Annotated in this window: 19 protein-coding genes; 1 reads left to right on the top strand and 18 read right to left on the bottom strand. The window is 27.9% G+C overall.

The window, feature by feature from the left end; translation table 11 throughout:
* Positions 1–2: 2 nt before the first annotated feature.
* The 17 genes from spoIIIAA to dapF form a co-directional block, all read right to left on the bottom strand.
* Entirely contained in the window at positions 3–920 is a 918-nt protein-coding gene (spoIIIAA, locus tag CLLI_RS06890) for a stage III sporulation protein AA (RefSeq protein WP_106063487.1), read from the bottom strand.
* A 147-nt stretch (positions 921–1,067) separates the two neighbouring features.
* On the bottom strand, positions 1,068–1,493 hold the full coding sequence (locus tag CLLI_RS06885; protein WP_106063486.1) for a CD1247 N-terminal domain-containing protein: 426 nt from the start codon (positions 1,491–1,493) through the stop codon (positions 1,068–1,070).
* Between the two features lie 86 nt (positions 1,494–1,579).
* Positions 1,580–2,137, bottom strand: a complete 558-nt coding sequence (gene efp, locus CLLI_RS06880) for an elongation factor P (RefSeq protein WP_106063485.1) — start codon at positions 2,135–2,137, stop codon at positions 1,580–1,582.
* Positions 2,138–2,210: 73 nt separating this feature from the next.
* Complete coding sequence (locus CLLI_RS06875; RefSeq protein WP_106063484.1) at positions 2,211–3,278, bottom strand: M24 family metallopeptidase; 1,068 nt, start codon at positions 3,276–3,278, stop codon at positions 2,211–2,213.
* A gap of 26 nt (positions 3,279–3,304) precedes the next feature.
* Entirely contained in the window at positions 3,305–3,745 is a 441-nt protein-coding gene (gene aroQ, locus CLLI_RS06870) for a type II 3-dehydroquinate dehydratase (RefSeq protein WP_170063663.1), read from the bottom strand.
* A gap of 124 nt (positions 3,746–3,869) precedes the next feature.
* On the bottom strand, positions 3,870–4,382 hold the full coding sequence (locus tag CLLI_RS06865) for a shikimate kinase (protein ID WP_341456999.1): 513 nt from the start codon (positions 4,380–4,382) through the stop codon (positions 3,870–3,872).
* 30 nt (positions 4,383–4,412) lie between these two features.
* Positions 4,413–4,820: a hypothetical protein gene (locus CLLI_RS06860; protein WP_106063481.1), complete on the bottom strand. Its 408-nt coding sequence runs from the start codon at positions 4,818–4,820 to the stop codon at positions 4,413–4,415.
* Entirely contained in the window at positions 4,810–5,259 is a 450-nt protein-coding gene (locus tag CLLI_RS06855) for a hypothetical protein (protein WP_106063480.1), read from the bottom strand. Before CLLI_RS06855 ends, CLLI_RS06860 begins: the two co-directional genes overlap by 11 nt.
* Positions 5,260–5,263: 4 nt before the next feature.
* Entirely contained in the window at positions 5,264–6,040 is a 777-nt protein-coding gene (locus CLLI_RS06850) for a hypothetical protein (RefSeq protein WP_106063479.1), read from the bottom strand.
* Positions 6,041–6,168: 128 nt separating this feature from the next.
* On the bottom strand, positions 6,169–6,639 hold the full coding sequence (locus CLLI_RS06845; protein ID WP_106063478.1) for a type II secretion system protein: 471 nt from the start codon (positions 6,637–6,639) through the stop codon (positions 6,169–6,171).
* Complete coding sequence (locus CLLI_RS06840) at positions 6,636–7,079, bottom strand: type II secretion system protein (protein WP_170063661.1); 444 nt, start codon at positions 7,077–7,079, stop codon at positions 6,636–6,638. Before CLLI_RS06840 ends, CLLI_RS06845 begins: the two co-directional genes overlap by 4 nt.
* On the bottom strand, positions 7,063–7,539 hold the full coding sequence (locus CLLI_RS06835; RefSeq protein WP_170063660.1) for a type II secretion system protein: 477 nt from the start codon (positions 7,537–7,539) through the stop codon (positions 7,063–7,065). Before CLLI_RS06835 ends, CLLI_RS06840 begins: the two co-directional genes overlap by 17 nt.
* Positions 7,540–7,552: 13 nt before the next feature.
* Positions 7,553–7,936, bottom strand: a complete 384-nt coding sequence (locus CLLI_RS06830; protein ID WP_170063659.1) for a type II secretion system protein — start codon at positions 7,934–7,936, stop codon at positions 7,553–7,555.
* A 52-nt stretch (positions 7,937–7,988) separates the two neighbouring features.
* Complete coding sequence (locus tag CLLI_RS06825) at positions 7,989–9,167, bottom strand: type II secretion system F family protein (RefSeq protein WP_106063474.1); 1,179 nt, start codon at positions 9,165–9,167, stop codon at positions 7,989–7,991.
* Positions 9,168–9,206: 39 nt separating this feature from the next.
* On the bottom strand, positions 9,207–10,652 hold the full coding sequence (locus CLLI_RS06820; protein ID WP_106063473.1) for a GspE/PulE family protein: 1,446 nt from the start codon (positions 10,650–10,652) through the stop codon (positions 9,207–9,209).
* A 133-nt stretch (positions 10,653–10,785) separates the two neighbouring features.
* Positions 10,786–11,871 (bottom strand): hypothetical protein, encoded by a 1,086-nt coding sequence (locus CLLI_RS06815; RefSeq protein ID WP_106063472.1) that lies wholly within the window; start codon positions 11,869–11,871, stop codon positions 10,786–10,788.
* Positions 11,872–12,693 carry a diaminopimelate epimerase gene (dapF, locus tag CLLI_RS06810; RefSeq protein WP_106063471.1) on the bottom strand — a complete coding sequence of 274 codons (822 nt, stop codon included), beginning with the start codon at positions 12,691–12,693 and terminating at the stop codon, positions 11,872–11,874.
* Between the two features lie 197 nt (positions 12,694–12,890).
* On the opposite strand from dapF, the gene CLLI_RS06805 reads away from it, so the two are divergent.
* On the top strand, positions 12,891–14,624 hold the full coding sequence (locus CLLI_RS06805; RefSeq protein WP_106063470.1) for an Rqc2 family fibronectin-binding protein: 1,734 nt from the start codon (positions 12,891–12,893) through the stop codon (positions 14,622–14,624).
* A gap of 61 nt (positions 14,625–14,685) precedes the next feature.
* On the opposite strand, the gene CLLI_RS06800 is transcribed toward CLLI_RS06805, so the two are convergent.
* A complete protein-coding gene (locus CLLI_RS06800; protein ID WP_106063469.1) occupies positions 14,686–14,880 on the bottom strand; it encodes an alpha/beta-type small acid-soluble spore protein in 195 nt (64 codons plus the stop codon).
* Positions 14,881–14,974: the final 94 nt, after the last annotated feature.

The following is a 14,974-nucleotide window of genomic DNA, read 5'->3' as shown; positions in this document are numbered from 1 at the left end:
CATTACCTCCTTAAGATAACCTCATCATCTACAAAACTATATATATATTCCACAGTGCCTACGCCATTTTTATTACTCAATACAATAGCCTTTTTAAAAACTTTGTTATCCACTATTCTTTTAAAAACTGTTCTTTCGTATAGATCCTCTATATGATAGCCATGTATGGTTGTTATAAGACTAACCCCTGAATTCATAGCACTTATAATACTTTCAATATCTGCATCTGTACCTATTTCATCACACACTATAACATCTGGAGACATACTTCTAATTGCCATCATTATGCCGCAGCTTTTCGGGCAGCTATCTAATACGTCTGTCCTTAACCCCACATTTAATTGAGGCACTCCGCTATAGCAAGCTCCTATTTCACTTCTTTCATCTATTACACATACTTTCTTGCCATTAAAATCTATTTCTTTTATGCCATTAGATATATTTCTGGTTATATCTCTTAAAAGAGTTGTTTTGCCACACTTAGGAGGAGAAATTATTATGGTATTTTCTATTCTATTTTTTTGAATAATATAGGGCATTATTCTATCGGAGCATCCCATTACCTCTCTACATATTCTTATATTCAAAGAGGCTGTATCCTTTATTGTCTTAACCATATTGTTATCAATAACACATCTTCCACATATACCTACCCTATGTCCACCTTTTATAGTTATATATCCCTGTTTAATTTCTTCGTCATAGGCATAAATAGAATAATTACTCATCCTTTGAAGAATAATCTTAATTTCTTCTAAGGATGCAATATGTTTAGTTATTACTTCCCTTTCTCCAACTTGAAGTAAAATTGGCTTCTCTCCTTTTATCCTGATCTCTTGGAGATTGTCAATGTCTTTTAAATCAATTGATTTCTTAATGCTATCAGGTAAAATATTTAATATTTCTTTAGTGTTTATCATTTTTTTATCCTCCTTTCTTATTACAAGGTATTTTTATTTAAGTAAAAATATGACTGACCTAAAGAAATTTTTTATTTATTTTTCAAAAAAAGAAAGCAGACTGATTTTAAAAAATCAATCTGCTTTTCTTATATATATTATAATTTTCTATTCACAGTCGTCGCAATCATCACAGTCGCAGCCACAATTAAAATGAAGAGGGATATCTTTATGACAATTTGGACATGTTATGCTATCTTTTCCCTTTAGTATAGCAGTATCTACATATACTGTTTCACCACAATTATCACAGGTCATATCTATAAAGTCTTCAATATTCTCATCATCATAGTCATCATCATAGTCATCTTCATCATATAAATCGTCTTCTACTGAAGTTAAATCTTCATCTAATGCATCAATATGTTCCTGCATATCATTTTGAGAATCTTGTACTTCTTCAATTTCATCTGCCATTTGTTCCAATATGCCAACTATTTCTGTTATTATTCTTCCTTCTTTGCCTTCAGCTTCCAAGCCAAGGCCATCAATCAATCCGCTTAGATATGAAATCTTTGATTTTAAAGAATCCATAATGTCACTTCCTTTTTATTTATTTAATAGTAATGACATACATTTACATGTATGTCGTTACCAAAATGTACATATTATATTATAGCCTAAACTCTTTCCATATATTCACCTGTTCTAGTATCTATCCTAATCATATCTCCTTCATTTACGAATAAAGGTACTTGAACAATTGCTCCAGTTTCTACAGTAGCTGGTTTTAATACATTTGATGTTGTATTCCCTTTAGCACCTGGTTCTGCATGAGTTATCTGCAATTCAACAAAGTTAGGTGCTTCTACTGAAAATGCTTCCCCTTTGTAGAATTTTATTATAGCAAACATATTTTCCTTTAGGAACTTAATTGCATCTTCAACTTGATCAAAATTTAAAGGTATTTGTTCAAAAGTTTCCTGATCCATGAAGTAATATAACTGTCCGTCAGTATATAAATACTGCATTTCTTTTCTTTCAATTACTGCTTCCTGAAATTTAGTTGTTGGGTTAAAAGTTGTTTCAGTTACTCCGCCAGACATAACATTTCTTAATTTTGTTCTTACAAAAGCAGCTCCTTTACCAGGTTTTACGTGTAAAAAATCTACAACTGTGAAAACTTGTCCATCTAATTCAAAAGTAGTTCCTTTTCTTAAATCTCCTGCTGATATCATTTTTAAGTATCCCTCCAAAACTATTAATTCATTTATATTATAACCTTATCAGGTAAGTTAATACTTATTAAATTTATATAAATATCATGTCTTTTGGTGATTTTGAAAGCACTTCGCATCCATTTTCAGTAATAACTACTAAATCCTCAATTCTTACACCAAATTCATTTGGTAAATATATTCCTGGCTCATCTGTAACTACCATACCAGCTCTTAGTACAGTATTTCCCATAGGGCTTACTCTTGGATTCTCATGTATTTCCCTTCCTACACCATGACCAAGCCCATGACCAAAGTAATTACCATAACCATTTTCTTTTATAATATCCCTACCTACTTTATCAACCTCTGAACCTGTTACGCCAGGTTTAAATGATTTCAAAGCTGCTTCCTGAGCTTTTAAAACTATATTATATACTTCTGTCATTTTTTCTGTGGCATTTCCCATAACAATAGTTCTAGTCATATCTGAACAATAATCATTATATACACAACCAAAATCTAGTGTTAAGAAATCTCCCATCCTTATTACCTTATCTGTTGCCTGTCCATGAGGCAATGAAGATCTTTCACCTGAAGCAACTATAGAAGGGAAGGATAATCCGCTAGCTCCGAATTTTTTTAACCAATATTCTAGCTCTACTCCAACTTCTCTTTCAGTCATGCCAGGCTTTACAAATTGCAATATCTTCATAAAGGCTTCATCAGCAATAGAAGCTGCTTTTTTTATGGCTGCAACTTCATCACTATCCTTTATTATTCTTATCTGCTCTACCATACCTTCCATGGGTACTAGCTTGCAGCTTAAGTTTTTTGCATATAAACAATATTTATCAAAAGTAAGTATATCTTCTTCAAAACCAAGAGTTTTTATTTCTAATTCCTCTACTACATCACTTAAAAACTCTTCAATTTTACCATTATATTGTCTTATTTCAAAATCTTTTACCTGTGATTTTGCCTGTTCTGTAAATCTTGAATCTGTTATAAATATAGCTCTATCCAATCCTATAACAGCAAAACTTTCGTCTCCAGTAAAACCACTCATATAATTTCTATTGGGATCTCCTACCAATAGAACTCCATCTAAACAATTTTCTTTCATTCTTTCTCTTAATTTTTCTATTCTGTTTTCAAACATATTTTCACCCCGCAATATATATTTAACTAATTATTATTTAAAATACTATCTAATAGCGCATGTATTGCCATTATATATCCATAATAGCCAAAACCACTAATGATACCCTTACATCCTTCTGCAGTTACACTCTTTCTTCTATATTCTTCTCTATTGTATATGTTGGTTAAATGAACCTCAACTACAGGTATATCAATACTTCTTATAGCATCTAATATTCCTATACTATAATGGGAATATGCCCCTGGATTTATTACAATACCAGAAAAGTTACCTATGCTGTTTCCTATTTTAGTAATAATTTCACCTTCCATATTACTTTGAAAAAATTCAATTTCAACATTACTATGTTTAAACTCTTCCTGTATCTTTTTATTCATCTCTTCTAAATTTAAGCTTCCATATATATTTTTTTCTCTTACTCCAAGAAGATTTAAATTAGGCCCATTTATTACTAATATTTTAATAGAATCCAATTCACTTTTACCTCTCTATATCATATTTAATTAAAAAGTTCAATAAGAGTATTATTACTGCTGAACAATGATATTTTATCAAAACTTGTGATTATTTGCAAATAATATTGCATAATTATTTGATTTTGTTATTATTTTCGTATTCTATTATAGCTTTAAGTATTGAATTACAAACAATATCAATGGATTTATTATAATTATTTACCTTAATATGAGCTTTATTATATACGAAAAATCTTTTCCTATACAGATCAATTATTTTTTCTTTCATGTTATTTTGCAATAAAGGTCTACCATGGCTTTGCTCATTTCTTTTAATCAGTTCTTTTATTGGGACATTCAAAAATACAGTTATCCCCGCCTTATTTAGCTTATCCATATTATGGAAACAGGTGGGAAGACCTCCACCTGTTGCTATTATCATATTATCCACAAGCATTATATTATCAGCCATTTTACCTTCTAAATTTCTAAAGTATTCTTCCCCTTTGTATTTAAAGATTTCCTCCACTGTCATATTCTCATTTATTTCTATAACTTTATCCGTATCAATAAAATTATAATTCATTTTTCCGCTTAACATTCTACCTATAGTAGTTTTCCCTGAGGCCGGCATACCTACTAAGATTATATTTATGCTATCCTCTCCCTTAATAATCTATAAAATCAATTTTAATCTTCCTATAATATCATTTATATTTCTATTGTCATTTTGTAGACTTAGGTGTGCTATTTTTCTAAACTCTCCTTGATTTATAATACTATTTATAGAATCTGTGAAAGATTTAAAGCTTCCTTTAAAGGCTAACTCAACATTTATATCATTATTTTTCTCCTTACTGATATATACTATACTAAAATCTTTATTTCTTTCTACAAATTCTATAATATCACTATATGTATACTTTTTCACTTTGTTTTCAGATATTTTTTTATATTTATCATGTATTTTTTCATTAATATCCCTTTGCTTTTTTAATTCCCTATAAATATTAAAATTAAAAATAGCAGCTATTAATAATAAGGATAAAGTAAGTAAAAACAACCTAAAGTTATTATTTTTCATTTATTACCACACCTACTTTATAAAAATAATAATCTTCTTTTTTCTCAGGACCTTTTAAACTTGTTATTTTTAAACCACTTTTCTCTTCCAATTCCTTTATGCTTTTTTTACAATATTCAATACTTTTTCCAGTTGCCTCTATCCATAGAATATTATTTTCTATTGTTATATTCTGAAAATCCTTAAGACATTGTATTGTTTCCAATGAATTTTTAATGTTTTCTTTACTATTTCCATTTAAGTATAATCCCTGTATTTTACTGCTAAATAGTTCCTCTTCCTTTTTCAAACCTTTCAACATACTTATATTAGATATTAAAATGCCTACTGAAAATAATAGAAGAATTGAAATTAGTATAAATATTTTTCTAAATATTTTTTCTTTTCTTTTTAAATTCTTTTGTAAATAACTATAGGGAATAAAATTCAGCTTACTCATTATATTATCCTCTCATGGTAATTAATTTTTTTATCATATTTTCTCTATTCACAAATCCTAGATCCTTACAATTATAATTATTTACATTGTCTTTTATAAGATTTTTATTTTCAAAGTTTACAAAATATACTGTGTTAAAGTCCTCTCCCAGGATTCTCCTATTACAATTCTCTATAAAACATTTCAAGTTTTTACTAAATGTGCTTTCAGTGTAATCCTTTATGATATTATTATAAATTAATTTTTTATCCTTACAAGCCAATAAATATAGCTTACCATTATAGATAAAAGTGAAAATAAATTGCTTTTCAGCAAAATTGTTTATAAAAAAGTTTAAGAAACAAAATTGTATTAGCCATACCCCTTTTATGCTATTTTTATTATTCTGAATACTTTTTAGCACATCAATTTCCTTCCAATTCAAGCAAAATACTAATACTTCTATAATTTCTTTTTCTTCTTTATAAATACTATAAGAGTAAATAAGATTATCTATATCTTTAAAATAATATTCAATTTCTTCTCTAATAACTTTATCCATATAAGCTTTTTTTATCTTAGGTATAGTTATTAGCTTAACAAAGATTTTCTCCCCATCTAATACAAAATGTACATTTCTTTTTTCTATGTTTACTTTTAAATTTGATGAAAAGTTAGTATTTCCTATGATTTTTCTTTCAATATTTTCTTTAAAATCTTTTCTTAGCAGTCTTTTCCCATTATAGTCATTTAGATATATATACTTATCATCTATTTCTATTACACTATTTTTCTTAAACACTGTCTCTCCTCCATAAAAATATAATTCTTATTTTTCCATTATGTAATTTTTAATAAACTTATTGTTCTTTAGCTTCATTTGCTCTAAAGTAAGTAGATGAAATGAAATTGTAATACATATTGTACAGATTAATAGGGTATATATAAGGACAAATCCTGCTTTTTTCTTATGGCAAAACATCTCTCATATTCCTTTCCATACTTTGTCATTATTTTTACATACATGGTATTATTAACAGCTTCTACAGTAAAGTTTTTAACATCATACATTATATTATTGGTGTAGATTGAATCACTTTCATAATAAGCAATAACTAACTTATTACCCTTTAATTTTATATAATTACTTATATCATTTGATGTAATTTTTATTTCATTCTTATTTTGATTATTTGTAAAAAGTTCAATGTACTGATTTTCATCAAATTGCTCTTCAATAAAAATAAATGCTTGGTTTACATAAAATTCTTCTAAAGTATGTCTACTTTCCTTTTTATATAAATTTAAATATGTTACCAAGTTTTTTATGCCTAGTAATGACATAACTGACACTATGCTTATGGTTATTAAAATTTCTATTAATGTAAATCCTTTTTTCATTGATCTTTACCTTTATTAAATTCACATTTTATCTGTTTATCCTTTGACATCTTTAAAACAATATTTATACTATAATATTTATTTTCATCTTGTAATTCCTGTACATTCAAAACAACATATGGCTCTTCCTGGGGAATATTTTCTGATAAAATTTCTCTTAAGTTTCTTTTCTTTAAGCTTTCCATATTAATATTTCCCTTATGTATAAAATTTTGTTTATTTTCCTTCATATATAATAAATCCATATTTTCTGTATTATACAATATGTTATTTTTTAATCCTTCAATAAAATAAGTGTAATTTTTCAAATCTTCATTATATAGCTTCATTTTAAAAGAGCTGATAATTACAGTAGCAGCAGTTATTGTCATCAATGAAAATAGGGCAATACTGCACAATACCTCAATCAACGTAAAAGCCTTTTTATTTAATTTGCACATGGGCAGTTCCAACTGAGATTGTAATTTCATGAATTTTTCCCTTTCTATCTATATAATTCAAAGTTCCAGCATCACCGGTTATCCCCTTGCTATTTATGTTTATTTCCCTATTTCTAACGCCAACTTTTATGAACTTAAAATTTTTTGGCAAATTATATATATCTATTCTCTTACTGCCGCTATATAAAATCAAACTGTCATTATTACTTGGAAAATATATTCTTCCCATAACTTCTTTCTCTCTGCAGTACTGTTTGCCATTATTTATAAAACTAACAATGGCTTCATCACATAATATATAATCAATATCATTCATAATATTAAGATATCCTTTAATATTTATATTAATAAAAGTAGCTACCATTAAGAGTAAAGCTATTGATACTAATAATTCTATAAGAGAAAAACCTTTTTTAAGCTTAAAAACTTTTTTATGATTAATTATATTCTTAAATATCATAGCAGCTTCCCATTTATTGTTCTTTATAAGAATATCCATTGTTATCTATAACTACGTCATATGTAACTCCTTCTATGGTAAATGTAACTGTAGCAGAATCATTTGCAGCTACCACTTTAGTATTTACGCCTTCCTTTACGGTAATACTTGTTAAATCATTTATATCATTTTTTATTGCATCTGCAATAAATTTACCATTATTCTCTCCATAGCTTGCCATGGCAGCTATATATATTTGTCTAGCATAATTTTCTATCTTTAGCTTCTCTGCTTTCCCTCTATATCCATTTAGCTTTGGTATTATTAATCCCATGAGAATAAAGATTATAGACATGACAGTTAATAACTCTATTATAGTGAAACCTTTTTTGCTACTGTTTATACAATGCTTTTTCATTATTGTTACCTCCATAAACCATATATTAAATTACTAATCTAAATAATGATTTCTATAAAGCTATTGAGTCCATGATGCTTAGCATAGGAATCAATATAGCTACTAAAATAATTCCAACTAAAATTGATATTATTATAATAATCATAGGCTCTATATATTTAATCCATGTATTTATGCTCTGTAATACTTCTTTCTCATATCTTTCAGATATTTTTATAAATATATCCTGTAAGTTTCCCCTTTCCTCTCCTATGGCTATCATTGCAATAACACTATGAGAAAATAAAGATGAATCATTAAAGGATTTGCTTAAGGAGTTACCCTTCAGTATAGAGTTTTTTATTTCATTTACCTTTCCCAAAATTATTGTATTTTTTATTACCGCTGTTGATTTTTCTAAAGAATCTAAAATGTTCATGCCTGAACTATACATAATGCCTATTGTCATAAACAGTCTGGATATCTGTACTTTCTTATATATTTTCCCTATATAGGGTGTATTGATTATAATACTATAAAATCTTTGCGATCCCCTATGGGTTTTAAAGTAATATAATAGAAATAAAGTTAAACTTATTAGAATTAAAGAAATAAAATATATATTATTATTCAAATAATTTACCACTGAAAATATTATTTTAGAATACTTAGGTATTTCACTTTCAAAACTAACCAATAATTGAATAAAATTTGGCAGGATATTAAATACAAGAAAAATTATCACAGATAGTGCAACAAAAAACACCATAATAGGATAGGATAAGGCTTTCATTAATTCACTATTAATATCTTCTTCTCCCCTATAGTAATAAGAAAGCTTTTTTAATATTTTAGGTAATTCCCCGCTATCTTCTCCTATTCTTATCATTTCTATTAAAAATGTGGGATATATAAATCTATATCTATTTATGCTGGAATATAGAGTTTCTCCTGAAAAGAGCCCTTGATTTATACTTACCAAACTGTTTTTCACCATAGTATTTTTAAAATATTCTCCCAATAGTCCTATTGATTGAGGTAAATTTACTCCTGACTCCAACAAAATAGACAATTCATCACAAAATATATATAAATCTTTATTAGATAACCTGTTATTGATTAAAAATCTTTTAAATCTATTTTTCCTTTTTATATAAAATATATAAAATCCTTTATGACGAAGATCATATTTTAACTTATCAATATTATCTCCACCATAGATTCCTTTTATTTTTTCTCCTTTTAGGTTCACAGCTTTATAATAATATATCCTTATCCACCTCCTAAAAAATCATAGACTCTCTATTTCCTCTAGAGAAGTTATACCTTTTCTAACTAATTTTAGGCCACAATTCTTTAAAGATTTCATACCTTTTTCTAAACTGTAATTTCTTAACCTTTCCACGCTGAAATCTTTGGATATAATCTCCTTATGTTTATTATCAATTTCCATCAATTCATAAACTATTGTTCTCCCTAAAAATCCGGTGTTATTGCATCTATTACATTCCTTTTTATATTCAGTTTTAATACTTTTGCTATTGCAATATGGGCACAATTTTCTCACTAATCTCTGGGCTATTACTGCAGTTACAGCATCTGCTGCTAAATACTTAGGTACTCCCATATCAATGAGCCTGAGTATGGAAGATGGAGCGTCCTTAGTGTGAAGAGTAGATAGCACTAGGTGTCCTGTTATAGCCGCTCTAACTGCTGTCTCTGCTGTTTCTTCATCTCTTATCTCTCCTATCATAATCACATCTGGATCCTGTCTTATAATGCTCTTTAATCCAGTATAAAATGTCAATCCAACTTTATTGTTTACATTTACCTGACTTATTCCATCTATGGAATACTCCACTGGTTCTTCTACGGTAATTACATTTTTATGTACTTTATCTAATTCATTTAACATAGCATATAGGGTAGTGGTTTTGCCGCTGCCTGTAGGTCCTGTTACAATCACCATGCCACGAGAATAATTTAGTATTCTTTTTATACTTTCTATGCCTTCTTCATCAAAGCCTAATGAATTTAATGTGTTTTTATTATGTTTTCCATATAATATTCTTATAGCTATTTTTTCTCCGTTAACTGTGGGTAGAGTAGACACTCTTAAATCATAATTTTCCTTTGCAAATTTATATTTTAGTTTCCCATCTTGAGGTATCCTTTTTTCAGCAGCATCCATAAAAGCCAAAACCTTTATTCTTCGCAGTATTTGATAATAAATGTCCATTGGTATCATTGAAAATTCATAAAGTATACCATCCACCCTAAATCTAATCACTGCTTCTTCTTTAAAAGGCTCTATATGAATGTCACTAGCTTTTTTTAATATGGCGGAAGTTATCAAATAATCAGTAATCTTGACTATAGGTATACCTTCTAGTGCACCCTTTTCTTGGCTGCCATATCTCTTCAATTCGCTTTTATTCCTTACCTGTTCTATTAAATCACCCATTCCCTTATTCTCATGTTCTTTATAATAAAATTTATGTATAGATGGACTAATAATATCTTTATTCATTCTTTTAGTTTCTATTTCCATACCTGAAATAAATCTTAATTCCTCTTCTATGGAAGCTGTAAATTTATCTGTCACAAATAGGTACAGTTTATTATTTTTTATATTGTAAGGAAGCACTTCATAGGTTAACGCAATATTCAATGGAATATATTTTAGGGCCTCATTATTTACCTTTAAATTAGCTGTATCCAATATTTTCTCTTCCAATTTAATAACCTCCTTGTAATAATCTTCCCCCTATTATTATTTGCATTATACCCAATGTAGGCTTTTATAAACATAAAAAACCTATTCTTCCTCTGTAGTTAATAACACTACAAAGAATAAGAATAGGTTTTAATTAATTGCTTCCATTTATCTTGTATTGAGAAGAATCTATAGAAATTAGATTGTTAGAATTTTCCTTAGGATTATACATAAACACATCATTATTATTATCAGTATTCTCTTCTAAGCTGGTGAATCCACAATAATATAACAAGCCATTAGAATCTACACGAAGCCCTCCATCTGGATCTACTATCTTAGGAAAATCATAATTAATTCTTTCAATTTTGTATGAAGTTAAATTTATTTTATATAAAGTTGGTATATCCACATTTTTCTCAGAGGCTATAATATAGACTAAATTATTATTTCTATCAAAGATTCCGTCATACACATTTTCTATATTATTACTGATATTAATACTTTCATCTTTTCCTTTATTGTATATATATAATTTATTTTCTTCTATATCTCTAGAAAGAATCAATATTTTATCTCCTAAAGGCATAAAATAAGTGCAATAACCCTTTATATTGCCTACATACATTTCCTCTTTATGTTCTTTTGTATTATATTTAAATATGCCTGTATTTTTTCCATCTTTAACACTAGCTCCATAATAAAGAATTTCCTCATCACTAATCCACGCATATAGATTTCCAGAAGTCAGTACCTGGCTTTCAAAATCTATTTTTTTATTATTTTCTACACTGTACAGCGATAGTCCCTGTGCACTATCTAAAGATTGATCCTTAAAACTCCTATAAGCCAAATTTTCTCCATTAGGAGAAAGTCTTAAATCTTTAGCAAAATAAAAACCATCTATTGTATTTTCTCCCTTGCCGCTTATTACTCTTATTGTATTTTTCTTTAAATTATCTTTGTCAGGCATAAGCAATCCAACTATAGAGTTATTATTGTTATATACTATTTCCCGTACATTATCCATTGAGCCCATTTTTGTCATGCTGTCCTGATCTGCCTTATAAAAATTTATCTTATCACTTTTATTTTCCATAATCATAATATTTGGATACTTAGGCACATCAAAATTCTTTTGATTATCTATAGCTTTATTTTTTCCTTTGCTGCAGGATGAAGCAGTTAACATTAATAATAAAAAACATATTGTTAATACAATTCTTTTTTTAACAGACATTTATATAATAATCTCTCCTGAAAATACAACTTCAGCAGGTCCCGTCATTAATACTCCAGCATGAGTAATCTCTATATAGAGTATTCCTCCTGGCAGCTCAACTTCTGCTTTACTATTTATTAACCCAAGCTTATTAGCAGCAATTACACTAGCACAGCTTCCCGTACCGCAGGCAAGAGTAGGGCCTGCTCCCCTCTCCCAAGTTTTAACTTTTATTTTGTCTTTATTAACTATTTCGCAAAAGTTTACATTGGTACCTTTAGGAAATAATTCGTACCTTTCTATAAGACTTCCTTCTAAAATATGAAAACTATCTAATTTCCCAAATATTACTGTATGGGGCACTCCCATTAACATAGAAGTTATTTCATATGTGTTACCTTCTACCTCTATTGTTTCTTTTATTATTTCATTTTTAGAATTAGCTGGTATATCCTTTGGGTTAAAGGAGGAATTTCCCATGCTGATAGTTATATTCTTTACTTTATTCTCTTCAATATCTAAAGTGGCTTCTTTAATTCCATCTCCTGTTTCTATTTTCATAGTTTTGTCTTTTACTATACCTTTATCATAAACATATTTTGCAAAACATCTTATCCCATTTCCACACATAGAAGCATAGGAGCCATCAGCATTGATTATTACCATTTGAACTTGGGATATATTACTTTTCCTAACTAAAAGTAATCCATCTCCGCCTATACCAAAATGCCTATCACAAAGCTTTATTGCCAATTCCTTTTCTCTATTTAAATATACGTCATTAAGATCTTCTATAACTATGAAATCATTTCCATTGCCTTGCATTTTAGTAAAATACATATCTCTCCCCCTCCTAAGAAAATATCAGAATTAGTTTACTACTTTAGGCTAACAATATCAATAATAAATATGCCTTTATTTTAAATTTTTATAATGGTATACTATATACTACAATAATAGCAACAATTTAGGAAAGACTTTCTAAAATTTCTTTCCTAATTCTCCACATAAATCAACATACTGAAAGGATGATAACTTTGGCTTTAGATGGTATTTTTCTATATAGCATAGCAGAAGAATTAAAAAATTCAATTTTAAATGGAAAGGTTGAAAAAGTTAATCAACCTGAAAAAGATGAAATCATTCTATCCATTAAAAAAGATAGAAATAATTATAAATTGCTAATAAGTGCAAGTCCTGTTTATCCTAGAATACACTTAACAAATATATCAAAAGAAAATCCTATGACTGCGCCCATGTTCTGTATGCTGCTTAGGAAACATTTAAATAGTTCTAAATTGGTTAATATAAGACAGCTAGATACAGATAGAGTATTGTTTTTAGATTTTGAAAGCAAAGATGAATTAGGATTCAATAGTATATATTCATTAGTTATTGAGATTATGGGAAGACATAGTAATATCACCTTAATAAGACATAGGGACAATATTATAATGGACAGCATTAAGCATGTTACTCCAGAAATAAATAGCATTAGATGTCTTTATCCTGGTATACCTTTTGTTTTTCCTCCTGCTTCCGAAAAATTAAGCCCTCTAAATTATACATACGATGATCTAGTAACTTTTGTTAGAGAAAAAGACATAAAATTAGATAAAAATTTTTGTTCAAAAGTTTTTACTGGTATAAGTACTCAGTTTTCTAAAGAAATCTTTTATAGAATTTCAAAATCTAATATTCAATTAAATATTGATAACTTAAGCGAAATATATATGGAATTAGAAAATATATTTAAGGAAATAAAAAATAATAACTTCTTCTTTGCTCTTTACTCGCAGGAAAATGAAATTAAGGATTTTTATTGTTTGGAACTTACAAATTTAGAAGATACTCAGTGCAAGAACTATTCCAGTGCCTCTGAACTTTTAGACCATTATTATTCTTGTAAAGATAAAAAAGATAGATTAAATAGTAAGAGTTCTAATCTTTTAAAACTTATTAATAACAATCTAGATAGATGTTATAAAAAGCTTAACATATTAGAGTCCATCTTAAAAGAGTGTGAAAAAAAGGATAACTATAAAATATATGGAGAATTACTTACTGCTAATATATATAATATAAAACAAGGAGAAGAAAAAGTAAGTGTATTAAACTACTATAGCGAAAATGAAGAATATATAGATGTAAAATTAGATCCAAATAAAACTCCTTCTCAAAATATTCAAAGATATTTTAAAAAATACAATAAATTAAAAAAATCTGAGGAATCTGCTTTCATTCAGATAAAGGCTGCAAAAGAAGAAATAGATTATCTTCAATCCGTATTTACCAGTATTAAAAATGCTGAAGATTATAAAAGTATAGATGATATAAAAAAAGAGCTAATGGAAACTGGCTACATTAAATTTAAAAAGCAAGGAAAGAAAAAAGAAAAACTTAGCAAGCCTATGCATTTCTTATCTTCAGAAGGTTTAGATATATATGTAGGAAAAAATAATATACAAAATGATTATCTAACTTTAAAGTTTGCTAACAATCATGATATATGGCTCCATACAAAAGAAATACCAGGTTCCCATGTAATAATAAAAACAACAAAAGACTTTTCTGAAAAAACCATTGAAGAAGCAGCAAATCTTGCAGCTTACTATAGTAAAGCAAAAGATTCCTCAAAGGTAGCTGTGGATTATACTGAAATAAAACATGTTCACAAACCTAATGGAGCTAAACCTGGAATGGTAATATATTATACAAATAAAACTATTTATATCACTCCAGAAAAACCAATATTAGAAAGAATTGATTAAAATATTAAAAGTTTTTTAAGAGAAAATGGTTAGCAGAGCTATGCTAACCATTTTGATATAACTACAGATTCCTTTCGTAGGCTTCTACCATTCTCTTTACCATTTCTCCCCCTACTGAACCATTTTGTCTAGAGGTTAGATTCCCTTTATCTATATTTTCATAATCTGTAAATCCTAATTCATTAGCTACTTCCATTTTAAATCTGTGTAATCCCTGTCTAGCTTCTGGTATCAATACTCTATTTGTTCTTGCCATAAAGATTACCTCCTCTTTGAATTTTTTTATTATGCTATTTAATTATGTACTATAAGTTTGTACAAAAAGGCACTTTAATATAATATAATATTGA

Origin of the sequence: Clostridium liquoris, from assembly GCF_002995785.1 — a bacterium.
GTDB lineage: Bacteria > Bacillota > Clostridia > Clostridiales > Clostridiaceae > Clostridium_AO > Clostridium_AO liquoris.
Note: the sequence above shows the minus strand (reverse complement) of the source record. Positions and strands in the feature narration are given on the sequence as shown.

Coding starts and splice junctions, on each gene's coding strand:
- spoIIIAA (WP_106063487.1), bottom strand. CDS start 920: ATGATAAACACTAAAGAAATATTAAATATTTTACCTGATAGCATTAAG.
- CLLI_RS06885 (WP_106063486.1), bottom strand. CDS start 1,493: ATGGATTCTTTAAAATCAAAGATTTCATATCTAAGCGGATTGATTGAT.
- efp (WP_106063485.1), bottom strand. CDS start 2,137: ATGATATCAGCAGGAGATTTAAGAAAAGGAACTACTTTTGAATTAGAT.
- CLLI_RS06875 (WP_106063484.1), bottom strand. CDS start 3,278: ATGTTTGAAAACAGAATAGAAAAATTAAGAGAAAGAATGAAAGAAAAT.
- CLLI_RS06860 (WP_106063481.1), bottom strand. CDS start 4,820: ATGAAAAATAATAACTTTAGGTTGTTTTTACTTACTTTATCCTTATTA.
- CLLI_RS06855 (WP_106063480.1), bottom strand. CDS start 5,259: ATGAGTAAGCTGAATTTTATTCCCTATAGTTATTTACAAAAGAATTTA.
- CLLI_RS06845 (WP_106063478.1), bottom strand. CDS start 6,639: ATGAAAAAAGGATTTACATTAATAGAAATTTTAATAACCATAAGCATA.
- CLLI_RS06840 (WP_170063661.1), bottom strand. CDS start 7,079: ATGTGCAAATTAAATAAAAAGGCTTTTACGTTGATTGAGGTATTGTGC.
- CLLI_RS06835 (WP_170063660.1), bottom strand. CDS start 7,539: ATGATATTTAAGAATATAATTAATCATAAAAAAGTTTTTAAGCTTAAA.
- CLLI_RS06830 (WP_170063659.1), bottom strand. CDS start 7,936: ATGAAAAAGCATTGTATAAACAGTAGCAAAAAAGGTTTCACTATAATA.
- CLLI_RS06815 (WP_106063472.1), bottom strand. CDS start 11,871: ATGTCTGTTAAAAAAAGAATTGTATTAACAATATGTTTTTTATTATTA.
- dapF (WP_106063471.1), bottom strand. CDS start 12,693: ATGTATTTTACTAAAATGCAAGGCAATGGAAATGATTTCATAGTTATA.
- CLLI_RS06800 (WP_106063469.1), bottom strand. CDS start 14,880: ATGGCAAGAACAAATAGAGTATTGATACCAGAAGCTAGACAGGGATTA.